The following is a 25,574-nucleotide window of genomic DNA, read 5'->3' as shown; positions in this document are numbered from 1 at the left end:
CCGCTCACGGAGCGAGGCCGGCGCATGCCCGGAGCGACTCGCGGTCGGTCCGGAAGGCGCGGGCGTCCGCGGGCGTGGCGGCCACCGGCAGGCCGGCGACGCCGATCCGCGCGGGTGCCCAGACGGCGCGCACGACGTCCGGGGGACGCGCGTCCGCGGCGCGCGGCCGGACCGTCAGGTGGAGCACGCCCGTGCGCGACGTGGCGGCGTCACCGGGGGAGTACCAGGCGTAGTTGCCCAGCCCGTAGGCGACGTAGCTGCCGCCCAGTCGACCGTCCCCCTGCAGGCGGTGGGCGTGCGAGCCGACCACGATGTCGGCCCCGGCCTCGACCAGCGACCTCGCCAGCGAGCGCTGCTCGGGGCTCGGGCAGCGCTGACCCTGGATGCCCCAGTGCAGGTAGACCACGACCACGTCTGCGGTCTCCCGGGAACGGCGTACGCCGTCGAGCAGCCGCGCCGGGTCGAGGGCGACGGCGATGCCGGCCCGCTGCCCGGTGGCCGCCCAGTGCCCCGTCGGGTCGGCCGTCGGGTCCTGGTCGGCGACCGAGGCGGCGAGGGTGGCGACCACGGTGCCGCGGATCGTCGAGATCGCGGGTGCGAAGGCCTCGTCGGCGTCGCGGCCGATGCCCACGACCGACAGCGGCTGCTCTGCCCGCGCGGCACGACGGACTGCCGCGAGCGTGCTGGGGAGCCGGGCGCGACCGAGGTCGAGGGCGTGGTTGTTGGCCATGCTGGCCACGTCGACGCCCGCGGCGGCCACCGCCTCGAAGGCTTCCGGCCCGGCGGAGAAGGTGAAGCGCTTGCCCGGCTCGGGACGACCACCCGTGCCGACCGAGGTCTCGAGGTTGACGATGGTGAGGTCGGCCGCCGACAGGGCGGCGGAGACCGGCGCGAGCGCCGAGGCCGGGTCGCGCAGGCGGTCGGCGAGGGGGCCCTCGAAGTGGATGTCCCCGGCCAGCGCGATGCGGATGGGGCGGGTCGCTGCGTCGGGGGTCGGGGTCGGCGTGGACGTCGGCGTGGGCGTGGGCCTGGACGTCGACGAGCGGACCGGCTGCTCTGCGCGCGGCGTGTCGACGGCGGAGGTGCACCCGGCCAGCGTCGCAGCGGTGGCCAGGACGGCGGCCACGCCGGTCGGGCACCTGCCCCGGACCCCCGCACCCGCCATGGCCCCATCGTGCCACCGCGTGGACGGCGCACCCCCGCAAGTGGGTGGACGGCGTGGGGGTGGGTGGTGCCACACTCGAGGCATGAGGACTCGGATCTCGGTTGCCGCACTGTCCGCACTCACGCTCGTCGCACTGGCGTCACCACCGGCCAGCGCGGAGTTCTTCTCGATCGACGACCCGGCCGACGCCAGCGGCTCGCTGACCGACATCACCGCTCTCGAGGCCAACCACGGCAAGGACAACCTCCTGGTGAAGGTCCGCTTCACCGAGCTGATGAGGTCGAGCGCGGCCGGGGTCTCGGTGTTCATCGACACCGACCGCGACGTCAAGGGGCCCGAGCTGGTGCTCAGCAGCGGGCTGGGCGACGGCACCGACTACGTCCTCACCGAGGCCGAGGCCTGGCGGGGCAGCGACGACCGGGTGCGGTGCGACTACACGGCTCGGCCCAAGTGGGGCCAGGACGTGTTCCGCGCGGTCATCAGCCGTGACTGCTTCGACCGGGACCCGTCCGTGCGGGTGTCGGTGAAGATGGTCGACCAGGCCGACGGCTCCGGCCCGATCGTCGACTGGGTGCCCAAGCGGCACCGGTGGACCCTGCCGATCGGCTCCGGGCTCAGCACCTGAGCCGTCAGGCCGCCGCCACCAGCCCGACCGCGACCCCGCACAGCAGCAGGCCGAGGCCCTGCGAGGCGTGGATGCGCTCGCGCAGCACCACGGCGGCCAGGGCGATCGTGATCGCGGGGTAGAGCGAGGTCACGACCGAGGCGACCGTCAGCAGCCCGGTCTGGGTGGCGAGCAGGAACGCCAGGACCGCCCCGGTGGCGAGGACGCCCGCGACCACGCCCCACGCCTGCGAGACGTCGTACGGCAGCCAGCGGCCGCCGAGGACGGCCGCGGTCGCGGCGACGCCCACCACCGCGACGCCCTGCGCGACGGCGAGGGGTGCGAAGCCAGCGCTCTCGGGGACCTGGCCCATGGCTGCGAACAGCAGGCCGAACCCGACGCCCGCGAGCACCCCGTCGAGGATCCCCGCCGCGAAGTCGCCGGCACCGTCGGGCTCCCGGCTGACCAGCCAGATGCCCGGCACGGCCGCCAGGATCCCGAGCCACACCAGGAGGTCGGGCCGCTCGCCGGTGGCGACGCCCACGCACACCGGCAGCAGGGCGGCACCGACGGCGGAGATCGGGGCCACGACCCCCATCCGCCCGGCCGCGAGGCCGCGGTAGAGGAAGGCTCCGCCGGCGCCGCTGCCCACGCCCGCGAGGGCACCCCAGAGCAGGTCGGTCCGGCTGGCGGACCCCTCGGTGGCCAGCGCCAGCACGACCGCGCCCACGAAGGCCGCGACGGCACCGACGAAGGCGACCGGCCACGCCGACGTACGACGTGAGGCGAGGCCGCCGACGAAGTCCGAGAGCCCGTAGGCGAGGGCGGCGGCGAGGGAGAGCAGGACCGCCATCAGGTGAGCACCACGCCGACGGCCCACGTGACCGCGGCCAGGCAGGCGGCGACCAGCTCGATCAGGATCGACACCCCGACGGCCTTGAGGGCCGCGGTGGTCGACGGCCAGGCCTGGGCGGCACCGACCCGGGCGCGCTCGGCGAGGTAGACGCCGAGCACGAAGCCGATGAACAGGCCCACGACCGGGACCACGAAGAACCCGACGAACGCCAGCAGCGCTCCGACGAGCAGCGTGCGGTTGGGGACGCCCGACGCCTTGAGCCGGCGGCCCGGGACGAGGTACTTCACGACCGTGCCGGCGGCCAGCAGCGTGGTGGCCACGGCGAAGACGACCCAGCCGGTCGAGGTGCCGATCTCGAGCGCCCACACCAGGATCGCGCCGAGGACCAGCACCGAGCCCGGCAGGACGGGGACGATGATGCCGGCGATGCCGACGGCGATCAGCACGGCGATCAGGATCTCGGTCAGGCTCACGGGAGAAGCCTCCCAGACCCGCCCCGGGACGCAGAACGGCCCCGGAGAGCTGAGTCCGGGGCCGTTCGGGAAGTCGGTGCGGGTGGTCGTGCTCAGGCCTCGCTGCCCGCGGCGGGGGTGCCCAGCTTGTGGGTCTCGTCGTGGACGCTGGCCGCGATCTCGCGGAGCTTCTCGCCGTGCTCGCGAGCGTGGTGGGCGCAGAAGAGCAGCTCGCCGCCGGTCTGGAGCTCCACGCGGAGGTAGGCCTGGGCGCCGCAGCGGTCGCAGCGGTCACCGGCCGTCAGCACGGCCTGGGAGGGTGCGGTGGCAGTGGTCACGTCAGCCTCATTTCTGTTCATCGGTGTCTGGCCCAACGTAGCCAGTGGGGCAAAGATTCCCCTCCGGCGTTTCAGCTTCGAGAACGCTTGAAGTCAATCACGTCACACTCCGTCGCGCTGGCGTTGTCCTCAACCGTGGACGTGCCGTTGCAGAAGTGAGACCAATCGGTGCTGGGTGGTGCGGTGTGGCGTGCCCCACGCTAGTCCGCGCCGGGCGGCGACCGGAGCAGGCGTGCCTCCGTCGCCGGGCGGCGTGTCGCGGGTAGTGTCGAGTCGTTCCACATCTGTGGTTCGTAGTACCCCGTTCCTCCAGATTTCACGTACGACAGGACCTCCGTGGCGGCACCGGCAGACAACACCTACAACGCAGCACACCTCCTGGTCCTCGAGGGCCTCGACGCGGTGCGCAAGCGGCCGGGCATGTACATCGGCTCGACCGACACGCGCGGCCTGATGCACTGCCTGTGGGAGATCATCGACAACGGCGTGGACGAGGCCCTGGCCGGCGTCGCGCACCGCGTCGAGGTCACGCTGCACGACGACGGCTCCGTCGAGGTCTACGACGACGGGCGCGGCATCCCGACCGACAAGGAGCCCAAGACCGGGCTCTCGGGCGTCGAGGTGGTCGCCACCAAGCTGCACGCCGGCGGCAAGTTCGGCGGCGGCTCCTACGTCGCGACCGGCGGCCTGCACGGCGTCGGCCTCTCGGTCGTCAACGCGCTGTCCGCGCGGATGGACATCGACGTCGACCGCTCGCCCTCCCAGCAGGGCCTGTCGTTCCAGCGTGGCGTGCCGGGCGTGTTCGACGGCGAGGGGCCCGGGGCCGCCTTCACCCCGACCTCGGGCCTGACCCGCAAGGGCAAGCGTGTCGCCAAGGGGAAGACGGGCACGCGGATCCGGTTCTGGCCCGACCGCCAGATCTTCACCAAGGACGCCCGCTTCGAGATGGACGGCCTGCTCGGTCGCGCCCGCCAGACGTCGTACATCGTGCCGGGGCTGGAGCTGGTCATCCGCGACCAGCGCAGCGAGGAGATGGTGGAGGAGAAGTTCCGCCACGACGGCGGCATCGCCGAGTTCGTCGACTTCCTCTCGCACGGCGAGCCGGTGACCGACATCCTGCGCCTGCAGGGCACCGACACCTTCACCGAGACGGTGCCGCTGCTCGACGACAAGGGCCACATGACGCCGCAGGAGGTCGAGCGCGAGCTGACCGTCGACGTCGCGGTGCGGTGGGACACGGCGTACGACACCGAGCTGCGCTCGTTCGTCAACGTGATCGCCACCCCCAAGGGCGGCACGCACGTGAGCGGCTTCGAGGCGGCGCTGACCAAGACCTTCAACGACGCGATGCGCGGCGCGAAGGTGCTCAAGGCCGCCGACACCGACGTGATCAAGGACGACGTCCTCGAGGGCCTCACCGCCGTCGTGACCGTGCGCCTGGCCGAGCCCCAGTTCGAGGGGCAGACCAAGGAGATCCTCGGCACCCCGGCCGCGCGCAGCGTCGTGCGCAAGGTGGTGGCCGGCGAGCTGAAGTCGTTCCTCACCTCGACCAAGCGCGCCGAGAAGGCGCAGGCCAAGCTGCTGATGGAGAAGGTCGCCGGCGCGTCGAAGACCCGGCTCGCCGCGCGCCAGCACAAGGAGAACCAGCGCCGCAAGAACGCCCTCGAGTCCTCCGCGCTGCCGGCGAAGCTCTTCGACTGCCGCAGCACCGACACCGAGCGCACCGAGCTCTTCATCGTCGAGGGTGACTCGGCGATGGGCACCGCCAAGGCCGCGCGCAGCAGCGAGTTCCAGGCGCTGCTGCCGATCCGCGGCAAGATCCTCAACGTCCAGAAGGCGTCCGTGGGCGACATGCTCAAGAACGCCGAGTGCGCCTCGATCATCCAGGTCGTCGGCGCCGGGTCCGGGCGGACCTTCGAGCTCGAGGCGGCGCGCTACGGCCGGATCATCCTGATGGCCGACGCCGACTCCGACGGCGCGCACATCCGGTGCCTGCTGGCGACGCTGTTCTTCAAGTACATGCCCGAGCTGGTGCGCGACGGGCGGCTCTACTCAGCCGTGCCGCCCCTGCACCGCATCGAGCTGTCCAACCCGAAGAAGGGGATGGACAAGTACATCTACACCTACTCCGACGACGAGCTCCAGCGGAAGCTCGCCGAGCTGAAGAAGAAGAACCTGCGGTGGAAGGACCCGGTCCAGCGCTACAAGGGCCTCGGCGAGATGGACGCCGACCAGCTGGCCGAGACCACCATGGACCCGCGCCACCGGACGCTCCGCAAGCTGACGATTGACGACGTCGACGAGGCCAGCCGGGTCTTCGAGCTGCTGATGGGCTCCGACGTCGCGCCCCGCAAGGAGTTCATCGTCCAGGGCGCCTACGAGGTCGACGTGGAGACATTGGACGCCTGAGACCGAGGTGGTTGGGCGTCGGATCCACGCTCGGTCCCCGATGGACTTCCACGCACACGAGTGGAGGTTCGGGCCGCTGGGGAGCCGCCCACGCTCGGACGCGGATGGACTTCCGCGCGTGTGGGCGGACGTTCATCCGACGGTCAGGACGGCTGCCCGGGGCGGGTGCCGGCGGAGCGATTAGGATCCGGGCATGTTCGACGCTGCAGGGCTGCTGCTCTTCGTCGTGCCGGTCTACGGGGCGGCCGTGTTCGCGCTGTACTGGATCATCCGGCTCGCGGTGCGCCACGGCACACTCGACGCCTACCGGATCGACCGCACCGACCAGCGGATCGCCGCCATGCAGGCAGACCCTCAGCGAGGCCGGGCGACGTCCGGCGACTGACGTACGCCGTCGGGTCCCGGTGACGCTTCACCATGGGATGTCGGTCAATGGGCGCTTGCCATGGTCACCTGACCCGGACAAGCGCCTGTTCGCCGACATCCCATGATGAACAGGCGAGGCGGTCACACGTGCTGGGTGAGCAGGCCGGTGTCGACGTCGTAGAGGAACCCGCCGACGCTCGCCCGGTCGGCGATCAGCGGGTGCGTGCGCACCTTGGCGACGTCCTGGCGCAGCTGGTCGAGCTGGTCGGGCACGACGCCGAACGACTGCCAGCTGGCGTCGGTGCCGGCGGACTCGCCCACCTTGACCCGCAGCTCCTCCTCCGACGCGGAGGCCATGGCGCAGCGGGTGTGCGGGACGACGAGGATGCGCGAGACGTTGAGCAGGTGCACGCCGAGCACGAGCGCCTCGAGCGCCTGCGGCGTCACCCGGCCGCCGGGGTTGCGGAAGATCTTGGCGTCGCCGTGCTTGAGTCCGAGCATCCGCAGTGGGTCGATGCGGGAGTCCATGCACGTGACGAGGGCGATCCCGGCATGCGCCTTGCCGTCGAAGCCGCCGAGGTCGAAGGAGTCCGCGAACGCGCGGTTGGCCTGCATGAGGTCGGAGAAGTCGTCCACGCCCCGCAGGCTAGCGAACCTCAGGCGTGGCCCGAGAACACGTCTCGTGCGGCCAGCCGGGTCGGCCGGACCTCGCGGAAGACGACGAGCGCGAGCACGCCCGCCACGACCGCGCAGCCGGCCGCCCCCCAGAAGACCGCGTGCTCCTGGGCGATGCCGGCGACCCGCAGGAGGTCGGAGAAGGCCTTGCACTTGCTCTTGCCGTCGCAGACCTCCTGCACCGGCGGGATCGCGAGCTGCTCGGAGTAGTAGCGGCGCAGGCCGATCGTGGTGAGCGCCGAGATGCCGATCAGCATGCCCACCATCCGCGCGACCACCACGAAGGCGCTGGCCACGCCGTGGACGTCGTCGTCGGTGAAGGCCAGCAGGGCGGCGTTGACCGGCGCGAGGGCGAGGCCGAAGCCGAGGCCACCGGTGATGAGCGCGAGGTTGGCGATCGGCTCCTCGATCGTGGTCAGCCCCCAGCGCGTCATCAGCACGAAGCCGGCCGCCGCCATCGCCATCCCGATGGCCGTGACGACGCCCGGGGACAGGGAGCGGATCAGGTAGCCACCGACGACGGCGCCCACCGGCAGCGCCAGCAGGAACCGCACCAGGACCAGTGCAGCGGGGAGCTGGTCGTCGGGATAGACCGTGGTGCGGGCGAAGAGCGGGATGTCGATGAGGGCGGCGATCAGCGCGGCGCCGACGAAGAAGCTGACCAGCAGCGCCCCCCACGCCGGCGTACGCCGCAGGGCTCCGCGGGGCACGAGCGGGCTGGCGGCGCGGCGTACGTGCCAGGTGAAGGCAGCGGCCGCCACGAGCGCGCCGAGGAGGTACCAGCGCCCGCGCGGCGAGAAGACCTCGACCTTGGGGTCCGCCGTGGCGAAGGCCAGGATCACCCCGCCGAGCGCGAGGGCCAGCAGCAACGCACCCACCAGGTCGGCCTCGAGCAGCACGCGCGTCCAGCCGCGGAGGTCGAGCAGCGGACGGCGCGCGAACCAGCACCAGGTGAGGAGCAGGGCGAGGGCTGCGACGGTGATCGCGCCGATCGGGGTGAGCCAGCGGCCGTCGCCGGCGAAGGGGATGAAGAGCCTGCCCCAGGTGAGGTCGCGCATCAGCACGGAAGGACGAAGGAACACGACCAGGGCGCTCGCCAGGGTCGCGAGCAGGAGCAGCAGCCCGACCACGTCGGGCCGCCGGAGCCGCCGCTCGCGGTCCGCGGCGGGTGAGAGCGTGCGTACGGCCGCTGCGAGCACCAGCCCGACGGCGAGGTTGATCGCGAAGATCGCCCGCCAGTCCGCGACCGCGAGCACGGCCGCGCCGAAGAGCGGGCCCACGACCGAGCCGATCTCCTGCACCGCCGAGACGACGCCGAGCGGGATCCCGCGGCGCTCGACGGGGTAGAGGTCGGCGACGAGGGCGAGCGTGGCCGGCACCAGGCCGCCACCGCCGACTCCCTGCAGGAAGCGCCCCGCGACGATGCTGGGCATGTCGTAGGCCAGCGTCGTGATCAGCGAGCCCAGCGCAAAGAGCACGAGCGCCATGACCAGCACCGGGACGCGGCCGCGGAGGTCGGCGATCCGGCCGATGAGCGGCAGCATCGCGACGTAGCCGAGCAGGAAGCCGCTGACGATGGGCGCGGCCCGCTGGAGCTGGTCGATCGGGACGCCGACGCCGGTCATCATGTCGGGCAGCGCGAGCACGACGACGTACGTGTCGGCTGCCGCGAACGCCACGGCGACCGCCGCGATCGACAGGAGGAGCCGCGAGGTGCGCGAGACGTCCCCGGTCGCAGCCGGGCCGACGCTCACGGCGCGGTGATCTCCTTCTCGGTGCCGTAGGCGTCGAACTCCACGGTGTAGGTCATCGGGTCGGTGTGGGGGTAGAAGACGCCGGTCAGGGTCGCCTTGCGCAGCTCCCCGTCGTCGTTGACCTGCCACTCGACGTCGAAGGCGTCACCGGCCGAGGAGGGGATGACGGCGTCCATCGCGTCACCGGGCACCGTCCCTGAGTAGGTCGTGAGGACCTCGGTGTTGTTGTCACCGCCGCGCACGCTCTCGCCCTCCTCGGGGGACTGCGTCAGCCCGAGCAGGCCCGCGAAGCCGTCCTCGCCCACGAGCTGTGAGGGGTCGGGAGCGCCGTACTCCTTGGGGTTGACGGTGTCCCAGGCGCCCGTCGTGAACGGCAGCTGGGCGTAGACCTTGTCGTCCACCGCGATCACGGGGACCTCGGCGGTCTGCCCGGCAAAGACGACCGTGATCGAGCCGTCGAAGGCCGGCGCGTTGGTGACGGTGCCGTCGGCCTTGGCGATGCCGGAGACGCCGTCGGGCAGCTTCGCGGTCGAGAGCGTCAGGTCGACGCCGCTCGTCTCGGTGAGCTTGGTGGCCGCCTCGGCAAGGACGTCCTCGGGGGACTTGCCGTCCTCGGCCGCGTCGCCGGAGTCGCCCGAGCAGGCGGCGAAGGTCGGCAGGGCGAGCAGGACCGAGGCGGTGGCGGCCAGACGACGGTGCGTCCGGGCACGGAGCGGCGCGCGAAGGAGCATGGCGTCAGCCTTCCACAGGGGCGGCTGCCGCGACGGCATCCGCGCCCGCCACCTGCGCCGCGACCGGGGAGGCGATGGCTGCAATGGGCTGCGGAGCAGGTACGCCGGAGCCGTCGCGCCTGCCGTTGGTCTCCGGGAGGTCGATGGGGGCGCCGCTGGACGCGGCGGCACGGGCCGGGCCGGGGCCGGCCCAGGCGTTGACCAGCACGTCCTCGCCCTTGAGGAACCGGTGGCTGCGGACGCCCCCGGTGGCGCGGCCCTTGCCGGGGTACTCGCTGAACGGGGTGACCTTGACCGCGCCGGCCTCGGTGCCCTCCAGGGCCACGGAGGACCCGGACGCAGTCACCACGACGGCGTCGGCGGGGTCGAAGGCCCCGAAGAAGGCGACCTGCTGGCCCGCGCCGAGCTTGATGCCGGCCATGCCGCCACCGGAGCGACCCTGCGGGCGGACGCCCGAGGCCGGGAAGTGCAGCAGCTGGGCGTCGGAGGAGATGAAGCAGAGCTCCTCCTCGCCCGTGCGCAGCTCGACGGCGCCGACGACCTCGTCGCCGTCCTTGAGGCCGATGACCTCCCACTCGTCGCGGCCGAGCATCTCGGGGTTGACCCGCTTGACCACGCCCTGGCGGGTGCCGAGCGCGAGGCCGGGGCCGTCCGTCGGGAGCGAGGTGAGGGCCAGGGCGCGCTCGCCGTTGTCGAGCGCGACCAGCTCGGTGAGGGGGACGCCACCCGCCACGTTGGGGTCGTTGGCCGTGGAGGGCAGCTCCGCGCCGATGTCGATGACCTGGACCTTGACCAGCCGACCGCGGTTGGTGAGCAGACCGATCTCCCCGCGCTTCGACGTCAGCACCGCGGACACCGTGACGTCGTGGTTGGCCCGGTCGCCCCCGCTGCCGAGAGGACCGGTGTCCCGGGTGCGTGCGAGCAGCCCGGTGGAGGAGAGCAGGACGAAGCACGGGTCGTCGGTGACCTCGACGGAGGTCGCCGCGACCGACACCGCGGGAGCGGCGCCGAGCAGGACCGTCCGCCGCGGGGTGCCGTGCTCCTTGGCGACCTCGGTGAGCTCGTCGGAGACGACCTTCCGGAGCAGCTTCTCGTCGGCGAGGATCGCGTCGAGGTACTCGATCGTGCGCTCGAGCTCGCCCTTCTCCTTCTCCAGCTCCAGCTTGGAGAACCTGGTGAGACGGCGCAGCGGCATGTCGAGGATGTAGTCGGCCTGGGCCTCGGACAGGTCGAAGACCGAGATCAGGCGCTCCTTGGCGGCCGCGGCGTTGTCGGAGCCGCGGATCACCTGGATCACCTCGTCGATGTCGAGGATCGCGATGAGGAGCCCGTCGACCAGGTGGAGCCGGTCGGCGGCCTTGGTGCGGCGGTGCACGGAGCGACGGCGTACGACGTCGAAGCGGTGGTTGAGGAAGACCTCGAGCATCTCGACCAGGCCGAGCGTGCGCGGCTGGCCGTCGACCAGGGCGACGGCGTTGATGCCGAAGGAGTCCTCCAGCGCCGTCTGGCGGTAGAGCTGCTCGAGGATCGCCTCGGGGACGAAGCCGTTCTTGACCTCGATGACCAGGCGCAGGCCGTGGTCGCGGTCGCTGAGGTCCTTGATGTCGGCGATGCCCTGCAGCTTCTTGGCCAGGACCAGCTTCTTGATCTGGTCCATGACCCGCTCGGTGCCCACGCCGTAGGGCAGCTCGGTCACGACGATGCCCTTGCGGCGGGCGGTGACCGACTCGACGCGGGCGGTGGCGCGCATCTTGAAGGTGCCCCGCCCCGTCTCGTAGGCGTCGCGGATCCCGTCGAGGCCGACGATCTTGCCGCCGGTCGGCAGGTCGGGGCCGGGGACGAAGCGCATCAGGTCGTCGAGGGACGCCTTCGGGTGGGTGATCAGGTGCTTGAGCGCCTGCACCACCTCGACGAGGTTGTGGGGGGCGACGTTGGTGGCCATGCCGACCGCGATGCCGGCCGAGCCGTTGACCAGCAGGTGGGGGATGGCGGCCGGCAGGACGACCGGCTCCATCTCGCGGGAGTCGTAGTTGGGCTTGAAGTCGACCGTGTCCTCGTCGATCGAGGCGGTCATCGCCACCGCGGCCGGCGCCATCCGGCACTCGGTGTAGCGCATCGCGGCGGGGGAGTCGTCGGGCGAGCCGAAGTTGCCGTGGCCGTCGACGGTCTGCAGCCGCATCGACCAGGGCTGCGCCATCCGGACCAGCGCGTCGTAGATCGCGCCGTCGCCGTGCGGGTGCAGTCGACCCATGACCTCACCCACGACGCGGGCGCTCTTCACGTGCCCGCGGTCAGGGCGCAGCGACATGTCGTCCATCGTGTAGAGGATCCGGCGCTGGACCGGCTTGAGGCCGTCGCGGGCGTCGGGCAGCGCCCGGGAGTAGATGACCGAGTAGGCGTACTCCAGGAACGACGACTGCATCTCGTCTCGGATGTCGGTGTCGAGGATGTGCTCCTCGAAGTCGTCCGGGAGGGGCTGCTTCGTCGTACGTCGTGCCATGGGCGCCATTGTCCCCGCTCGTGCCGCAGCTCGGAGCCGGGGCACGCCGAAAGCGGGTGCCCGATAGATTGCAGCCGTGACCGAAGCGGATGAACTGCCGACCGCTCCGCCTCCGCCGCGCCACTGGGAGGCGGACGTGCTGCTGCGGGACGGGCGGACCGCGCACATCCGTCCGATCCAGCCCGAGGACCGGGAGCTGCTGGTCGAGTTCTACAGCCGCGTCTCGGACCAGTCGAAGTACTACCGCTTCTTCTCCCCGATGCCCGAGCTGTCCCAGCGCGACCTCGACCGCTTCACGCGGGTCGACCACCGCGACCGGGTGGCGATGATCCTGCTCGTCGCGGGGCAGATGATCGCCGTCGGGCGCTACGACACGATCCGGCCCGGCTACGCCGAGGTGGCGTTCCTCGTCGAGGACAAGCACCAGGGGCGGGGGATCGGCCAGCTCCTGCTCGAGCACCTCGCCCAGGCGGGGCGCGAGCGGGGGATCGAGGAGTTCGTCGCGGAGGTGCTCCCCGACAACCAGGCGATGATCCACACCTTCAAGGACGCCGGCTACCAGGTGAAGAGCGCCTTCGAGGACGGCGTGATGGAGCTGGTCTTCCGGATCGACCCGACCGACACCGCCATCGGCGTGATGGAGCAGCGCGAGCACCGGGCCGAGTACGCCTCGATCGAGCGCTTCCTGTCCCCGAAGTCTGTCGCGGTGATCGGCGCCAGCCGCCGCCAGGACACCATCGGCCACCTGCTGGTGCGCAACCTCGTGCTGGGTGACTTCACCGGCCGGGTGCACGTGGTCAACCCCAGCGCCGACGCGGTCGGCGGCATGCCGGCGTGGAAGTCGGTCGCCGAGATACCGGGCGAGGTCGACGTGGCGATCGTCGCGGTCCCGGCCGAGGCGGTGCAGGACGTCGTGCTCGACTGCGCGGCCAAGGGCGTGCACGGCCTCGTCGTGATCTCCTCCGGCTTCGCGGAGACGGGGGAGGAGGGCAGGATGCGGCAGCGCCGCCTCGTCGGGCTGTCCCGCTCCTACGGCCTGCGCCTGATCGGGCCCAACGCGCTCGGCGTGATCAACACCGACCCCGACGTCTCGATCAACGCCTCCCTCTCGTCGGTGATGCCGCCGCGCGGCCGTGCCGGCTTCTTCTGCCAGTCCGGCGCGCTCGGCTCCGCGATCCTGGAGAAGGTCCAGAACCGTGGGCTCGGCCTCACCACGTTCGTCAGTGCCGGCAACCGCGCCGACGTGTCGGGCAACGACCTCCTGCAGTACTGGGAGGAGGACGACGCCACCGAGGTCGTGCTGCTCTACCTCGAGTCGATCGGCAACCCGCGCAAGTTCTCCCGCATCTGCCGCCGGGTCAGCCGGCGCAAGCCGATCGTCGCGGTCCGCTCGGGGCGCAGCTCCCAGGGCGTGCCGATGGGCCACGCGGTGCGCAAGATCGGCGCACCGCCGGAGGCCGTCGACGCGATGTTCCGGCAGGCCGGCATCATCCAGGTCGAGTCGCTGGAGGAGATGTTCGACGTCGCCCAGCTGCTCGCGCACCAGCCGCTGCCGCGTGGGCGACGGGTCGCGATCGTGGGCAACTCCGACGCGCTCGGGCTGCTCGCGGCCGACGCCGCGAACTCCGTCGGCCTGGTCGTGAACAAGCAGGTCGCGCTCGGCGCCGAGGCCACGGCGGAGGACTTCGAGGACGCGCTCGACGGGGCGATCGACGACCCCGAGGTCGACGCGGTGGTCGCGATCTTCATCCCGCCGCTCAACGTCGCCGGCGCCCGTGAGGACGTCGCCAACGTGCTCGCCGCTGTCGGTGAGCAGTCCGACAAGCCGATCGTCTCGACCTTCCTCGGCACCGAGGGCGTACCGGAGCTGCTGCGGGTGCCCGACGTGGCCGGCTCCAGCGCCGGCCGCGGCTCCGTGCCGTCGTACCCCGCTGTGGAGGCGGCGGTGCGCGCCATGGCCCGCGTCGTCGAGTACGCCGTGTGGCTGCGGTTCCCGCAGGCGCAGCCGCTCGAGGCCGACTCCTCCGAGCGCGACAAGGCCCGCCACCTCGTCAACGAGCTGCTCATGCGCCACCCCGAGGGCCGCGACCTCGACTTCGAGGAGCAGCACCGGCTCCTCAACGCCTACGGCATCGACCTGTGGGACACCTACGCCGTCGAGTCGCTCGACGAGGCCGTCACCGCGGGTGAGGCCCTCGGCTGGGACGTGGTGCTCAAGGCGACGGCCGACCACCTGCGCGACCGCCCCGACCTCGCCCACGTCTGGCGCAACATCGACGACGCCGAGGAGATGAAGGACGCCTGGACCTCGCTCAACCAGCTCATCACCGACCCCGACAAGGCGGGGTTCGTGGTGCAGCGCAACGCGCCGCCCGGCGTGCCCGTGACGATCAGCACGATGGAGGACCCGCTCTTCGGTCCGGTGATCTCCTTCGGCGTGAGCGGCCCGCTGACCGAGCTGCTGGGCGACCGGTCCTACCGGATCCCGCCGCTGGCCGAGCACGACGCGCAGGACATGGTCCGCGAGATCAAGGCCTCGCCGCTGCTCTTCGGCTACCGGGGCAGCGAGATCGTCGACGTGGAGGAGATCGAGCGGCTGGTCCGCCAGGTCGCCCAGCTCCAGCACGACCTGCCGCAGGTCCGCGCGCTCCAGCTGCCGCTGGTGCTCGCCGGCGCCGAGGGCGCCACCGTCCTCGGGGCGAGCATGCGCGTCGAGCCGGTGAAGGACCCGCGCTCGGACTGGTTCGTGCGGCGGCTGAGCACGATGCCCGGGGACACGCTGCCCGACTGAGCGGTGCGTGACAGACTTCACCCATGGCCCGCTCCACCCGTGACCTGGACGTCTCCGACGACCTCCGCCGCGAGATCCACCGCACCGGCTACTACCCCGAGGTCGTCGCGGACGGCGTCTTCTCCGCCGCCGGCGGCGAGGAGGTCGTCTCCTACTTCGTGCACCACGAGACGACGTTCGACCACGAGGAGGTACGCCGGCACCTCACGGCGCTGCTGCTCACCCCGACCCGCCTGGTGATCGCCCACACCGACGAGCACCCCGGCGACGACCTGCTCCCCGAGCCCTACACGTCCACGACCACCGAGGCGGTCACGTTGACCTCGATCCGGACCGTCGTGGTGACCCGGATGGTGGCCAACCCGACCGCCGGCGTCGCGCCGCCGGCCGAGGCCGTGCTGACGATCGGCTGGGGCGGGGTGGGTCGTCTCGACCTCGAGCCGGCGGTCTGCTCCGACCCCAGCTGCGACGCCGACCACGGCTACACCGGCACCCTGGCCGGGGACGACTACACACTGCGGGTCTCGGCCGCCGCCGAGGGCGCCGACTCGGTGGCCGGGCTGCTGTCCTTCGCCGACACCCTCTCCGCGCGCACGCGGGGATGAACCCGGACTTCACGCCACCGGCCTACGGCGAACGCTCCCTGGCCGACGTGGTGCCCTCCGTGGCGCGCGCCCTGGGCGTGGGCCTCGACGGCCACACAGGTGGGCTCGACCTGCCCCCGGCACCGGCGTACGTCGTGTTCCTGGTCGACGGCCTCGGCGCCGAGCTGCTGGCTCGGTTCGGGCACTCCGCGCCCTACCTCTCCTCCCTGGTGGCCGACGGCACGACCGGCACGGCAGGCGTGCCGTCGACGACCGCGACGTCGCTGACCTCGCTCGGCACGGGCCTGGTCCCGGGTGCGCACGGGCTGGTCGGCTTCACCGCCCGGATCCCCGGCACCGACCGGCTGCTCAACCACCTGTGGTGGGACAAGCACGTCGACCCGCTGGAGTGGCAGCCGCACCCGACCGCCTTCGGCCGGCTCGCCCACGCCGGCGTGCACGTCACCTCGGTCAACAAGCGCGACTTCGACGGCTCGGGCCTCACCGTCGCCTCGCAGCGCGGGGCGACGTACGTCGGTGCCGACCGCGTGGGCGAGCGGATCGCGGCCGCGGTGAGCGCGTCGGCCCACCAGCCGGCGCTGACCTACGTCTACGACTCCGACCTCGACTGGACCGGCCACAAGTTCGGCGTCGCCTCCACGCAGTGGCTCCAGCAGCTCGCGATGGTCGACCACCAGGCCGAGCAGCTGCGCGAGGCGCTGCCCTCCTCGACCCGGCTCCTCGTGGTCGCCGACCACGGCATGGTCGACAGCCCGCAGGAGGCGCGCGTCGACGTCGACGAGACCGACGGGCTGCGCGACGGCGTGGGCCTGGTCGGCGGCGAGGCCCGCTTCCGGCACCTCTACTGCGCCGCGGGAGCCGTGCCGGACGTCGTCGACACGTGGCGCGAGGTGCTGGGGGAGCACGCGACGGTGCTGACGCGGGAGGAGGCCGTCGCCACCGGCTGGTTCGGCGCGGTCGAGCCCGGCGTGCTGCCGCGGCTCGGCGACGTGATGGTGGCCTGCCACGGCGACGCCGCCGTGGTCTCCACGCGCGACTTCCCCTACGAGAACACGCTCGTGGGCCTGCACGGATCGCTGACCTCGACGGAGATGCTGATCCCCGTCCTGGTGGGGTGAGGCTCAGCCGAAGGGCAGCGGCTCGGGTGCGAGGCTGACCGCCTTGGCCCGCGCGGCGGTGAGCCGACGGCGGTGGTGCTGGCGGCAGAGCACCTCGTAGGCGACGTCGGCCGGCGGCTCGTCGACCTGGTCGACGTCACCGACGACGATCACCTCGCCCTCGACGACCATGGCGCCGTTCTCGGTGCGGGCGTTGTGGGTCGCGCGCTTGCCGCACCAGCACAGCGCCTCGACCTGGAGCACGTTCATCCGGTCGGCGAGCTCGACGAGGCGCGCGCTGCCGGGGAACAGCTGGGTCCGGAAGTCGGTGAGGATGCCGAAGGCGAACACGTCGATCTGCAGCTCGTCGACGACCTTGGCGAGCTGGTCGATCTGCGCGGGCGAGTAGAACTGGGCCTCGTCGCAGATGAGGTAGTCGATCCGGCCGCCGCGCGTCAGCGTGTCGACGACGTAGGTCCAGAAGTCGAAGTCGGCGTCGACCTCGAGCGCGTCGTGGGTGAGCCCGAGCCGGCTGGAGAGCACGGCCGCGCCGGCACGGTCGTGCGTGGTGAAGATGCGGCCGACGCGTCCTCGGGCGGCGTGGTTGTGGTTGGTCTGGAGCGCCAGCGTCGACTTGCCGGAGTCCATCGTGCCCGTGAAGAAGTGCAGTTCAGCCATGTCGCGGTGATCTTGTCACAGCACCCGGTGGTCCCGGGCGCGGGACACGGTCAGGTGGCGCCGCCGGCCGACGCGCCGTTGCTCGCCTGCTCGCGGTTGAACTCGATGTGGGCGACCCAGAGCAGGAAGCAGGCAGCCCGGGTGTCGACGTGCAGGTCGAGCGTCATGCGCGGACGGGTGGTGAAGATGCCCGACGACGACGCCTCGCCGACCGGGGCACCTGCCCGGGTGATCGCCAGCCGGGTCCGGAACCAGCTGGCCTGCCGCATCTGGAGCTGGTCGCCGACGTCGACGGACCACGTCGAGCTGAAGACCCCGGACCGCCGCGCGGTGAAGCGGACGACGCCGTCGAGCTCCGCGACCAGGGTGCCGCGGTGCTCGGAGCGGTAGTGCCACAGCTCCGGCCCGATCTGCACCTCGGCCCGCTCGCGCCACCAGGCGCGGGAGGCGTGCGCGACCTCCATCCCGTCGACGAGGATCACGTCCCCCTTGGCCCAGTCGATCTCCATGGGGGCAGGGTGCCACGTCGTGGGAGGGTGGCTCCATGACCGACGGGCCCCTGATCAGTCCCGACCAGCTCGCGGCCGAGCTCGACGACGTCACGGTCCTCGACGTGCGCTACCTGATGGGCGGCCCGCCCGGGCGCGAGGAGCATGCGGCCGGGCACGTGCCGGGAGCGGCGTACGTCGACCTCGACGAGGACCTCGCCGACCCGCCGGGGGCCGGTGGCCGGCACCCGCTCCCCGACGAGCAGCGCTTCGAGGCCGCGATGCAGCGGGTCGGGGTGCGCGCCGACCGCCCCGTCGTGGTGTACGACGACTGGCAGGGCCGTGCAGCCGCGAGAGCCTGGTGGCTGCTGCGGCACCACGGCCACGACGACGTACGCGTCCTCGACGGCGGCTGGACCGCCTGGCAGGACGACGGCCACCCCGTCGAGGTGGGGGAGACCAGCGTCGATCCGGGTGACTTCACCGTGTCCGCCGACAAGCAGATGGCGGTCGTCGGGGCCGACGACGTGCTCGACGTCGACGTGCTCATCGACGCCCGGGCGGGGGACCGGTTCCGCGGGGAGACGGAGCCCGTCGACCCGGTGGCCGGCCACATCCCCGGTGCGGTCAACGTGCCCACGACCGAGAACCTCGACGAGCGTGGCCGCTTCCGGTCCGCCGACGAGCTCTACGCGACGTACGCCCGGGTGGGCGCCACCTCCTCCGGGTCGGTCGCGGCCTACTGCGGCTCCGGCGTCACCGCCGCGCACGACGTGCTCGCGCTGGCCGCGGCGGGCGTCGACTCAGCCCTCTACCCGGGCAGCTGGAGCGGCTGGATCACCGATCCCGCGCGACCGGTCGAGACGGGCTGAGCCTCAGGTCACCGTAACGGCGTCGCCGACGCTGATCCGGCCCACGTCGAGCGGCAGCAGGTGGACGGCGAACATGGTCTTGCCGTCGACCAGGCGATGCCGGGCCAGGGTGCGGATCGGCTCCTTGGCGGTGGTCAGCGACGCGGGGTCGATGGTCGTCATCACGCAGCGGCTCGTCGGCTTGGCGACCCGGAACCGGACGTCGCCGACCCGGACCTCGCTCCAGTGGTCCTCCCCGAAGGGCTCGTCACCGTCGACGACCAGGTTGGCGCGGAAGCGCTCGACCGGCAGCGGCTCCGGGGGCTCCTCGCCGGTCTCGAGGGCGCGCTCGAGGATCCAGTCGTTGAGGCGGCGCAGGGAGGACAGCGACGCGACGGTCACCGGGAAGGCATCGGCGAACGCGGTGTGGTCGTCGGGGGTGGAGAAGCCGGGCTGGAGGTTGCGCGCGGCGGGGTCGTGGCACCACACCAGGCGGAGGTCGTCACGACCGAGCGCCCGGCGCACCCATGCCTGGGCCTCCGCACCTGCCGGAACTGCCTTGAGGTCGAGGGAGAACAGGCGGATCGGCACGGGCTCGGCGTCGGGCACCTCCACGGCGAGGTCGTCCATCCCGGCGGCACGCAGGCGCAGGGGGCTCGTGACGGACGGGTCGGTGGCCGGGGTGTCGGCGACGACGTGGAACATCGCGTGCAGCTCACGCGCCGACACCAAGCGGCTGGACGCGTCGACGAGCATCCACGACCGGTCGTCCCGCAGCCCGCGGCGGAGCACGTCGGCCGAGGTGACGGGCCGGATCGCGCCGGACTTGAGGGGGTGGACGTTGAGCTGGACCAGGCGCACGTCAGTCGCCCTTGCCGCCACCGAACATGATCTCGTCCCAGCTCGGCACCGAGGCGCGTCCGCGCTTCTTCGGCCGGGCCTTGGGCTCGGGGTTGGTCTCGGGAGCGGTCTCGGCGGTGGTCTCGGCCGCGGGCTCAGCGGACCTCTCGGAGGCGGTCGCGTCGTCGTGCGGCTCGTCCGGGGACCGGTCGTCGAGGTAGGCCTCGACCGGCTGCTCGGTCCCGAGCGCGGACAGCTCGGCCGTCGTCTCGTTGGCCGAGGACTCCTCCTCGGCGACCATCTCGATCGCGTCGTCCCCGAGCGGGAGCTCCTCGCCGGTGACGGCGTTGAGCCGACGCTGCCGCGCCGCGGCCAGGTCGTCGGCGGCCGGCTCCGCAGGCGCGGCGGGCGAGGTGTCACCGATCAGCCACCGTGCGTCGTCGTCGTCGACGGTCACGAAGTTGCCGCGCGGGTCGTGGGAGAAGGTCGCCGTGCCGGTGCGGCCGGCGACGTCGTACATCCCGGTGAGGGTCCAGCGGCCGTCCTCGCGGCGCCACGCGTCCCACTCGACGGAGCCGGGGTCGACGTTGTGGGCGCGGAGGTGGGCGGTGACCGCCTCGCCGAGGGTGCGGGCCCCGGACTCGTTGGCGCGGCGGCGCACCGATGCCAGCTGCGCGCGCTCGGCGACGTGGGCGCGCTCGGCCATGACCGGAGCGGCGAACGGCATGATCTTCTCCACCGACGTGCCGGCGGCGTGGGCCACCGACTCGGGCGTCTCACCGGCGCGGATGCGCGTCTGGATGTCGCGGGGGCGGAGGCTTGATTCCATCGGGATCTCCAACTGGCCGTTGCTTGCGGACACGCCCGAGAGGGCGTTGCGGAGCTTGGCGTCGATCACCACGGAGTGCTCCTCGCCGGACTCGTCCACCAGGAGCAGGCGCTTGCCGTCACCGCTGCGTCCGGTGAACGTCAGCTTGGCCATGGGCGGCGTGCTCCTGACTGCTTCCTGAGGGTGTCGATGTGCGTTCCGGCGAGCCTACGCCAGCGTGGGGCCCCCGCTCGTGAGGCGCTGCGGCGCGCCTGCAGGAGCGTGGCCTAGCCTTCGGGTGTGCCAACCGCGGAGTACGCCACGACGCTCGTCGTGATCGACCTCGTCGGCATCTTCGTGTTCGCGGTCACGGGCGCGCTCGTTGCGGTGCGCAAGGGGCTCGACCTGTTCGCCGCCCTCGTGCTCGCCGGCGTGACCGGCCTCGGCGGCGGGTTCATCCGCGACGTGCTGATCGGCGCGACGCCGCCGGCCGCGCTGGCCGACTGGCGCTACCTGATCGTCCCGGTCGCCGCCGGCCTGCTGACCTTCGTCTTCCACCCGACCGTGGGCCGCCTCGAGCGGGTGGTCACCCTGTTCGACGCGTTCGGGCTGGCGCTGTTCTGCGTCACCGGGGCGCTCAAGGCCGTCGAGTTCGGCGTCGGCCCGGTGCCAGCCGCGCTGATGGGCATGGTCACCGGCATCGGCGGCGGCATGATCCGTGACGTGCTCGCCGGCCGCGTCCCAGTCGTCTTCGAGGGGGCGCTGTACGCCACCCCGGCGCTCGCGGGTGCCGCCGTGGCCGTCGTACTGGACCGGGCGGACCTGCCGCTGCTCGTCGTCGCGGCCGCCGGGTTCGGCACCTGCCTCGGCTGGCGGCTGCTCGCCATGGTCCGCGGCTGGCAGGCGCCGATGCCGAAGGGGCCGGCGAACGTCTGAGGCCGTGCCGACTCAGTCGCCGAGCACCCGGCGCAGGTAGTCGTTGGCGAAGACCCGGTCCGGGTCGAGGCGCTCGCGCATCGCCAGGAAGTCGTCGAAGCGGGGGTAGGCCGGCGCCAGGTCGGCCACAGTGCGGGTGTGGACCTTGCCCCAGTGCGGGCGGCCGCCGGCCTCGCGCAGGACCGGCTCGAGGCCACCGAAGTACGCCGTGTGGTCGGTGTCCATCGGCACGTGGAACGCCAGGTAGAAGCTGTCGCGGCCGCTCGCGGTGGACAGCGGGATGTCGTCGGCCGGCGCGGTCCGGATCTCGACCGGGAACGCGATCTGCCAGTCGCTCGCGTCGATCACCCGGCGGCACTCGCGGAGCACGTCGAGGCCGACCTCCCGCGGGACGGCGTACTCCATCTCGCGGAAGCGGACCCGGCGCGGGGTCACGAACACACGGTGGGCCAGGTCGCTGTAGCGGCGCTCCGACAGGGCCCGGCCGGCGACGCTGTTGATGCGGGGGATCAGGCCGGGGGCGCGTGAGCCCACGCGGCAGAGGGCGCCGAAGACGGTGTTGGACACGAGCTCGTCCTCCCACCAGGCGGCCACGCGGGATGGCGGCTGCTGCTCGCCGGGATCGAGGTCGGTGCGGACGTTCTGCTTGACCATCATCGCGTCGGTGTGGGGGAACCAGTACATGTCGACGTGGTGCGAGGCGGCCGTCATCTCGTCGTAGGCGTCGAGCGCCTCGCCCCAGCCCATCGGCTGCTCGTGGGCCTCGATCACGAAGAGCGGCTCGACGTCGAACGTCACGCTGGTCAGGACGCCGAGCGCGCCGAGGCCGACGCGGGCGACCTCGAAGACGTCGGGGTTCTCCTGCGCCGAGGCACGGACGACGTCACCGGTGCCCGTGACCAGCTCGAGACCGGCCAGCTGGGCGGCGAGGCCGGCGGCGGTGCCGCCGGTGCCGTGGGTGCCGGTGGAGGTCGCCCCGGCCAGAGTCTGCTCGGCGATGTCACCCATGTTGTGCAGCGACAGGCCGAGTCGCTCGAGCGCGGCGTTGAGGTCCTTGAGCGGGGTGCCGGCCCGGGCGGTGACGGTCATCGCCTCGCGGTCGACCTCGAGGAGCCCGGCGAGCCGCTCGGGCCGCAGCAGGGTGTGCTCGGGGGCGGCGATCGCCGTGAAGCTGTGGCCGGTGCCGGTCATCTTCACCGTGGTGCCCTGCTCGCGCGCCTGGCGTACGACGTCGACGACGGCCCCGACCGACGACGGGCTCAGCACCCGCTGCGGGTGGGCCTCCACGAGGCCGGACCAGTTGCGCCAGCGGGTGCCGTCGTAGGGCGTCATGCCCGGAGGCTAGCGGGACGGGACGAGCCCGTGCGGGCGGTCTGGGCGAGGAGCGCGCCGAGCAGGCCACCGGCGAGCGCCACGGAGTAGGCCGCGGACGCCCCGCTGTGGTCGACCACGAAGCCGGCGACGCTCGCACCGGGGGCGACGCCCGCCACGATGCCGGTGTGCAGGATCGCCATGCCCTCGGTGAGCCGGGTGGAGGGCACGCCCTGCTCGACCATCGTCATCGCGCCGATCATCGTGGGCGCGATCGCGAGGCCGCCGACCAGCAGGACGACCGCCATCAGCGGCACCGACTCGATGAACATCAGGGGCGCCATCGCCAGGGCCATCGCCGCCGAGCCCCACCGCAGCCGCACCTCGGGGCCGCTGCGCCAGGCGATCGCCCCGGTGACCAGGCCGGCCACGAGGCTGCCGAAGGACCATGCCGCGAGGAGCCAGCCGGCCACCCACCGCCTGCCCGCCTCCTCGGCGAACGCCACGGTCGTGACCTCGGCGGCGCCGAACAACGCACCGAGGGTGAGGCAGACCAGCGCGAGGGGGAGCACCAGGCGCCACGGCATGGGTGCCCGCGCACCGGTCTGCTGGGTGCGTCCGGCGGGCGGCTCGGTGCGACGTTGCGCAGCGAACGCGAACGTGCCGACGAGCCCGCTCAGCAGAGCGGCGGACAGGCCGGCGACGGGGTGCCAGCTGGTGGCGAGCAGCGTCACCAGGACGGGCCCGACCACGAAGACGACCTCGTCGAGCACGGCCTCGAGCGCGAACGCCGTCTGCTTCTGCCCGGTGTCGTCGAGCAGGTGCGACCACCGGGTGCGGACGCTCGCGCCGACCTGGGGGAGCGCGGCGCCGGCGACGGCGGCGAAGACGTACGTCAGGGCCCGCGGCCAGTCGCGCTCGACGGCCAGCATCATCAGGGCCAGGCCGGCGCCGAAGATCGAGATGGCGATCGGCAGCACCTTGGACTGCCCGTGGGAGTCGACCAGCCGGCCGTGCATCACCGCGAACGCGGCCTCCGCGAGGACGAAGACCGCGGACACCGTGCCGGCCAGTCCGTAGGAGCCGGTGCGCTGCTCGACGAGCAGCACGATGCCGAGGCCGACCATGGAGATGGGCAGGCGGGCGACCAGCGCGGCGCTGCTGAAGGCGAGGGCGCCGGGGTGGGCCAGCACCCGGCGGTAGGAGTCGAGCATCGGGGAGATCGTAGGGCGCTCTACGCTGGCTGCATGAATCCCGCGGGTCACCCCGACGTGAAGCCGTACGACGCCCTCCTGGTGCTCTCCTTCGGGGGCCCGGAGAAGCCCGAGGACGTGGTGCCGTTCCTCGAGAACGTCACCCGCGGGCGGGGGATCCCGCGCGAGCGTCTCGAGCAGGTCGGGCAGCACTACTTCCTCTTCGGCGGGCGAAGTCCGATCAACGACCAGAACCGCGCCCTCATCGCGGCGCTGGAGAAGGACTTCGCCGACCAGGGCATCGACCTGCCGATCTACTTCGGCAACCGCAACTGGGAGCCCTACCTCGCCGACACCCTCGAGCAGATGGTCGCCGACGGGGTGACGCGGGCGGCGGTGTTCACCACGTCGGCGTACTCGTCGTGGTCGTCGTGCCGCCAGTACCGCGAGAACCTCTTCGACGCCTCCGCCGAGACCCCGGGCGCTCCGCGGCTCGACCGGCTGCGGCAGTACTTCAACCACCCCGGGTTCATCGAGCCCGTCGTCGACGCGTGCGTCGGGGCCCTGTCCGAGCTGCCCGACCGGGGCGACCGCGCCCGGCTGGTCTTCGTCACCCACTCGATCCCGACCGAGATGGCCGAGACCAGCGGCGGTCCGGGCAGCTCCGGCGCCTACGTGCGCCAGCACCGCAGCGCGGTCGACGAGGTCGCGCGGCGGATCCGCGCCGTGACCGGGCGCGCGCACCGGCACGACCTGGTCTTCTGCTCGCGCTCGGGCGCGCCGTCGACGCCGTGGCTGGAGCCCGACGTCAACGACCACCTCGAGGAGCTCGCCACCGACGGGGTCAGCCAGGTCGTCCTGGTGCCGATCGGCTTCGTGTCCGACCACATGGAGGTCATCTACGACCTCGACACCGAGGCGATGGCCACCGCCGAGCGACTGGGCATCCAGGCGGTGCGGGCCGCCACCTCCGGCACCGACGACCGCTTCGTGACGATGGTGCGCGACCTGGTGCTCGAGCGGGCGGCCGCCGAGCGCGGGGAGGACCCCGAGCGCGTCGCCGTCGGCTCGCTGCCCGCCGGCCCGGACCTGTGCGCCGTCGGGTGCTGCCCCAACCCGCGTGGTCCGCGGCCCGCCCTGTGCGGGGTCGACTCGTGACCGACGCAACCCCGGTCGAGCTGCGCGAGCTCGCGGTCGCCGTCGCGCATGAGGGGGCCAACCTCGCCCGCGAGATGCAGCTCGGCGGCATCGACGTCGCCGACACCAAGACCAGCTCGGTCGACGTGGTGACCGAGGCCGACCGTGCGGTCGAGGCGCTGATCCGCTCGCGCATCACCGCGGCCCGCCCCGACGACGCCATCCTCGGCGAGGAGGGCGACGACCTGCCCGGCACCAGCGGCGTCCGGTGGATCGTCGACCCGATCGACGGCACCGTGAACTACCTCTACGGCCTGCCCGACTGCGCGGTCTCGGTCGCTGCCGAGGTCGACGGTGAGGTGGTGGCCGGTGCCGTGGTCGCCATCCCGACAGGGCTCGAGTACGCCGCTGCCGCCGGCGCCGGTGCCATGCGTGACGGCCAGCCCATCGGCGTACGCCGCCAGCCCCCGCTCGCCGAGCGCCTGGTCCTCACCGGCTTCGGCTACCAGCGCGAGGTCCGGGCCCACCAGGCGGCGTGCGTGGCGCGGCTGCTGCCGGAGGTGCGCGACATCCGCCGGATGGGCTCCTGCGCGCTCGACCTGTGCCACGTGGCGGAGGGCAGCGCGGACGCCTACGTCGAGGCCGGTCCACAGCCCTGGGACTACTCGGCGGCCGGCCTGGTGCTCCGCGAGGCGGGCGGGACGTTCGACCTCCTGGACGGCAGCATGACCTTCGACCCGCACCCGACGCGCAACGTCGTGGTGGGCGCTCCGGCCGAGGGCTGGGACACCTTCGTAGCCGCTCTGGGGGCCGCCAGATTCCTTTCCTGACGCTCGTCGGGATCCTGGGAATAGCGAGGCGTGGGTCACTGTTCATGCGACACGTTGCGGACCGGCTCACCACGGAACCGGTTCATGGTGCACAATCTGGCGCCGACGACGAGCACAAACGGGCTCGACCGCCGTGATCCGGCGGAACACGAGCCACAG

At 72.5% G+C, this 25,574-nt stretch carries 24 protein-coding genes; 10 read left to right on the top strand and 14 right to left on the bottom strand.

Annotation, left to right across the window (positions count from 1 at the left end; translation table 11 throughout):
• Nucleotides 1-4: 4 nt before the first annotated feature.
• Nucleotides 5-1,165, bottom strand: coding sequence for a CapA family protein (locus tag ACE3QY_RS06355; protein ID WP_374455165.1), 1,161 nt, complete (start codon nt 1,163-1,165; stop codon nt 5-7).
• A gap of 82 nt (nt 1,166-1,247) precedes the next feature.
• Here ACE3QY_RS06355 and ACE3QY_RS06350 point away from each other — a divergent pair, with 82 nt between their 5' ends.
• Nucleotides 1,248-1,790: a hypothetical protein gene (locus tag ACE3QY_RS06350; protein ID WP_374455164.1), complete on the top strand. Its 543-nt coding sequence runs from the start codon at nt 1,248-1,250 to the stop codon at nt 1,788-1,790.
• 4 nt (nt 1,791-1,794) lie between these two features.
• On the opposite strand, the gene ACE3QY_RS06345 is transcribed toward ACE3QY_RS06350, so the two are convergent.
• The 3 genes from ACE3QY_RS06345 to ACE3QY_RS06335 all read right to left on the bottom strand — a co-directional run bounded on the left by ACE3QY_RS06345 (nt 1,795) and on the right by ACE3QY_RS06335 (nt 3,436).
• Entirely contained in the window at nt 1,795-2,622 is an 828-nt protein-coding gene (locus ACE3QY_RS06345; protein WP_374455163.1) for an EamA family transporter, read from the bottom strand.
• Nucleotides 2,622-3,098 carry a DUF456 domain-containing protein gene (locus ACE3QY_RS06340; protein WP_374455162.1) on the bottom strand — a complete coding sequence of 159 codons (477 nt, stop codon included), beginning with the start codon at nt 3,096-3,098 and terminating at the stop codon, nt 2,622-2,624. Before ACE3QY_RS06340 ends, ACE3QY_RS06345 begins: the two co-directional genes overlap by 1 nt.
• Nucleotides 3,099-3,190: 92 nt before the next feature.
• Nucleotides 3,191-3,436 carry a hypothetical protein gene (locus ACE3QY_RS06335; RefSeq protein WP_374455161.1) on the bottom strand — a complete coding sequence of 82 codons (246 nt, stop codon included), beginning with the start codon at nt 3,434-3,436 and terminating at the stop codon, nt 3,191-3,193.
• Nucleotides 3,437-3,751: 315 nt separating this feature from the next.
• Here ACE3QY_RS06335 and ACE3QY_RS06330 point away from each other — a divergent pair, with 315 nt between their 5' ends.
• Both ACE3QY_RS06330 and ACE3QY_RS06325 read left to right on the top strand, forming a co-directional pair.
• Nucleotides 3,752-5,824: a type IIA DNA topoisomerase subunit B gene (locus tag ACE3QY_RS06330; RefSeq protein ID WP_374455160.1), complete on the top strand. Its 2,073-nt coding sequence runs from the start codon at nt 3,752-3,754 to the stop codon at nt 5,822-5,824.
• A gap of 193 nt (nt 5,825-6,017) precedes the next feature.
• A complete protein-coding gene (locus ACE3QY_RS06325) occupies nt 6,018-6,209 on the top strand; it encodes a hypothetical protein (RefSeq protein WP_374455159.1) in 192 nt (63 codons plus the stop codon).
• Nucleotides 6,210-6,331: 122 nt separating this feature from the next.
• Here the strand turns inward: ACE3QY_RS06325 and ACE3QY_RS06320 are convergent, their stop codons facing one another.
• From ACE3QY_RS06320 to ACE3QY_RS06305, 4 genes are read right to left on the bottom strand one after another with little or no spacing between them, the layout of a single operon-like run.
• Nucleotides 6,332-6,826 (bottom strand): beta-class carbonic anhydrase, encoded by a 495-nt coding sequence (locus ACE3QY_RS06320; RefSeq protein WP_374455158.1) that lies wholly within the window; start codon nt 6,824-6,826, stop codon nt 6,332-6,334.
• Between the two features lie 20 nt (nt 6,827-6,846).
• The gene (locus tag ACE3QY_RS06315) at nt 6,847-8,619 is read right to left on the bottom strand and encodes an MFS transporter (RefSeq protein WP_374455157.1); all 1,773 of its coding nucleotides are present in this window, start codon (nt 8,617-8,619) and stop codon (nt 6,847-6,849) included.
• Nucleotides 8,616-9,350, bottom strand: a complete 735-nt coding sequence (locus ACE3QY_RS06310; RefSeq protein WP_374455156.1) for an LppX_LprAFG lipoprotein — start codon at nt 9,348-9,350, stop codon at nt 8,616-8,618. Before ACE3QY_RS06310 ends, ACE3QY_RS06315 begins: the two co-directional genes overlap by 4 nt.
• 4 nt (nt 9,351-9,354) lie before the next feature.
• A complete protein-coding gene (locus ACE3QY_RS06305; protein WP_374455155.1) occupies nt 9,355-11,850 on the bottom strand; it encodes a DNA topoisomerase (ATP-hydrolyzing) subunit A in 2,496 nt (831 codons plus the stop codon).
• Between the two features lie 76 nt (nt 11,851-11,926).
• Between ACE3QY_RS06305 and ACE3QY_RS06300 the strand changes: the two genes are divergently transcribed.
• From ACE3QY_RS06300 to ACE3QY_RS06290, 3 genes are read left to right on the top strand one after another with little or no spacing between them, the layout of a single operon-like run.
• Entirely contained in the window at nt 11,927-14,641 is a 2,715-nt protein-coding gene (locus ACE3QY_RS06300; protein WP_374455154.1) for a GNAT family N-acetyltransferase, read from the top strand.
• A 23-nt stretch (nt 14,642-14,664) separates the two neighbouring features.
• On the top strand, nt 14,665-15,246 hold the full coding sequence (locus ACE3QY_RS06295; protein ID WP_374455153.1) for a DUF5998 family protein: 582 nt from the start codon (nt 14,665-14,667) through the stop codon (nt 15,244-15,246).
• The gene (locus ACE3QY_RS06290; RefSeq protein ID WP_374455152.1) at nt 15,243-16,364 is read left to right on the top strand and encodes an alkaline phosphatase family protein; all 1,122 of its coding nucleotides are present in this window, start codon (nt 15,243-15,245) and stop codon (nt 16,362-16,364) included. Before ACE3QY_RS06295 ends, ACE3QY_RS06290 begins: the two co-directional genes overlap by 4 nt.
• A gap of 3 nt (nt 16,365-16,367) precedes the next feature.
• On the opposite strand, the gene ACE3QY_RS06285 is transcribed toward ACE3QY_RS06290, so the two are convergent.
• Both ACE3QY_RS06285 and ACE3QY_RS06280 read right to left on the bottom strand, forming a co-directional pair.
• Nucleotides 16,368-17,021, bottom strand: a complete 654-nt coding sequence (locus ACE3QY_RS06285; protein ID WP_374455151.1) for a thymidine kinase — start codon at nt 17,019-17,021, stop codon at nt 16,368-16,370.
• Between the two features lie 50 nt (nt 17,022-17,071).
• Nucleotides 17,072-17,530: a hypothetical protein gene (locus ACE3QY_RS06280; protein WP_374455150.1), complete on the bottom strand. Its 459-nt coding sequence runs from the start codon at nt 17,528-17,530 to the stop codon at nt 17,072-17,074.
• A gap of 35 nt (nt 17,531-17,565) precedes the next feature.
• On the opposite strand from ACE3QY_RS06280, the gene ACE3QY_RS06275 reads away from it, so the two are divergent.
• Nucleotides 17,566-18,381 carry a sulfurtransferase gene (locus ACE3QY_RS06275; protein WP_374455149.1) on the top strand — a complete coding sequence of 272 codons (816 nt, stop codon included), beginning with the start codon at nt 17,566-17,568 and terminating at the stop codon, nt 18,379-18,381.
• Nucleotides 18,382-18,384: 3 nt separating this feature from the next.
• Here ACE3QY_RS06275 and ACE3QY_RS06270 read toward each other — a convergent pair whose 3' ends face one another.
• Nucleotides 18,385-19,221, bottom strand: a complete 837-nt coding sequence (locus ACE3QY_RS06270) for an MOSC domain-containing protein (protein ID WP_374455148.1) — start codon at nt 19,219-19,221, stop codon at nt 18,385-18,387.
• A 1-nt stretch (nt 19,222) separates the two neighbouring features.
• Nucleotides 19,223-20,182 (bottom strand): septation protein SepH, encoded by a 960-nt coding sequence (gene sepH / locus ACE3QY_RS06265; protein ID WP_374455147.1) that lies wholly within the window; start codon nt 20,180-20,182, stop codon nt 19,223-19,225.
• 126 nt (nt 20,183-20,308) lie between these two features.
• On the opposite strand from sepH, the gene ACE3QY_RS06260 reads away from it, so the two are divergent.
• Complete coding sequence (locus ACE3QY_RS06260) at nt 20,309-20,944, top strand: trimeric intracellular cation channel family protein (protein WP_374455146.1); 636 nt, start codon at nt 20,309-20,311, stop codon at nt 20,942-20,944.
• Nucleotides 20,945-20,956: 12 nt separating this feature from the next.
• Here ACE3QY_RS06260 and ACE3QY_RS06255 read toward each other — a convergent pair whose 3' ends face one another.
• Together ACE3QY_RS06255 and ACE3QY_RS06250 are read right to left on the bottom strand one after the other, a co-directional pair.
• A complete protein-coding gene (locus tag ACE3QY_RS06255; RefSeq protein ID WP_374455145.1) occupies nt 20,957-22,276 on the bottom strand; it encodes a D-arabinono-1,4-lactone oxidase in 1,320 nt (439 codons plus the stop codon).
• On the bottom strand, nt 22,273-23,469 hold the full coding sequence (locus ACE3QY_RS06250; RefSeq protein WP_374455144.1) for an MFS transporter: 1,197 nt from the start codon (nt 23,467-23,469) through the stop codon (nt 22,273-22,275). Before ACE3QY_RS06250 ends, ACE3QY_RS06255 begins: the two co-directional genes overlap by 4 nt.
• A gap of 33 nt (nt 23,470-23,502) precedes the next feature.
• Between ACE3QY_RS06250 and ACE3QY_RS06245 the strand changes: the two genes are divergently transcribed.
• Both ACE3QY_RS06245 and ACE3QY_RS06240 read left to right on the top strand, forming a co-directional pair.
• The gene (locus ACE3QY_RS06245; RefSeq protein WP_374455143.1) at nt 23,503-24,606 is read left to right on the top strand and encodes a ferrochelatase; all 1,104 of its coding nucleotides are present in this window, start codon (nt 23,503-23,505) and stop codon (nt 24,604-24,606) included.
• Nucleotides 24,603-25,415: an inositol monophosphatase gene (locus ACE3QY_RS06240; protein WP_374455142.1), complete on the top strand. Its 813-nt coding sequence runs from the start codon at nt 24,603-24,605 to the stop codon at nt 25,413-25,415. The genes ACE3QY_RS06245 and ACE3QY_RS06240 overlap by 4 nt, the downstream gene beginning before the upstream one ends.
• Nucleotides 25,416-25,574: the final 159 nt, after the last annotated feature.

Origin of the sequence: Nocardioides sp. (assembly GCF_041913365.1) — a bacterium.
Classification (GTDB): domain Bacteria; phylum Actinomycetota; class Actinomycetes; order Propionibacteriales; family Nocardioidaceae; genus Nocardioides.
This window is presented reverse-complemented; position numbering and strand designations above follow the sequence as displayed.

What these genes read in the sequence shown, in the direction of transcription:
- ACE3QY_RS06250 (WP_374455144.1), bottom strand. Translation starts at nt 23,469, where the DNA reads ATGCTCGACTCCTACCGCCGGGTGCTGGCCCACCCCGGCGCCCTCGCC.
- sepH (WP_374455147.1), bottom strand. Translation starts at nt 20,182, where the DNA reads ATGGCCAAGCTGACGTTCACCGGACGCAGCGGTGACGGCAAGCGCCTG.
- ACE3QY_RS06245 (WP_374455143.1), top strand. Translation starts at nt 23,503, where the DNA reads ATGAATCCCGCGGGTCACCCCGACGTGAAGCCGTACGACGCCCTCCTG.
- ACE3QY_RS06305 (WP_374455155.1), bottom strand. Translation starts at nt 11,850, where the DNA reads ATGGCACGACGTACGACGAAGCAGCCCCTCCCGGACGACTTCGAGGAG.
- ACE3QY_RS06325 (WP_374455159.1), top strand. Translation starts at nt 6,018, where the DNA reads ATGTTCGACGCTGCAGGGCTGCTGCTCTTCGTCGTGCCGGTCTACGGG.
- ACE3QY_RS06275 (WP_374455149.1), top strand. Translation starts at nt 17,566, where the DNA reads ATGACCGACGGGCCCCTGATCAGTCCCGACCAGCTCGCGGCCGAGCTC.
- ACE3QY_RS06285 (WP_374455151.1), bottom strand. Translation starts at nt 17,021, where the DNA reads ATGGCTGAACTGCACTTCTTCACGGGCACGATGGACTCCGGCAAGTCG.
- ACE3QY_RS06290 (WP_374455152.1), top strand. Translation starts at nt 15,243, where the DNA reads ATGAACCCGGACTTCACGCCACCGGCCTACGGCGAACGCTCCCTGGCC.
- ACE3QY_RS06345 (WP_374455163.1), bottom strand. Translation starts at nt 2,622, where the DNA reads ATGGCGGTCCTGCTCTCCCTCGCCGCCGCCCTCGCCTACGGGCTCTCG.
- ACE3QY_RS06310 (WP_374455156.1), bottom strand. Translation starts at nt 9,350, where the DNA reads ATGCTCCTTCGCGCGCCGCTCCGTGCCCGGACGCACCGTCGTCTGGCC.
- ACE3QY_RS06350 (WP_374455164.1), top strand. Translation starts at nt 1,248, where the DNA reads ATGAGGACTCGGATCTCGGTTGCCGCACTGTCCGCACTCACGCTCGTC.
- ACE3QY_RS06280 (WP_374455150.1), bottom strand. Translation starts at nt 17,530, where the DNA reads ATGGAGATCGACTGGGCCAAGGGGGACGTGATCCTCGTCGACGGGATG.
- ACE3QY_RS06355 (WP_374455165.1), bottom strand. Translation starts at nt 1,165, where the DNA reads ATGGCGGGTGCGGGGGTCCGGGGCAGGTGCCCGACCGGCGTGGCCGCC.
- ACE3QY_RS06295 (WP_374455153.1), top strand. Translation starts at nt 14,665, where the DNA reads ATGGCCCGCTCCACCCGTGACCTGGACGTCTCCGACGACCTCCGCCGC.
- ACE3QY_RS06255 (WP_374455145.1), bottom strand. Translation starts at nt 22,276, where the DNA reads ATGACGCCCTACGACGGCACCCGCTGGCGCAACTGGTCCGGCCTCGTG.
- ACE3QY_RS06335 (WP_374455161.1), bottom strand. Translation starts at nt 3,436, where the DNA reads ATGAACAGAAATGAGGCTGACGTGACCACTGCCACCGCACCCTCCCAG.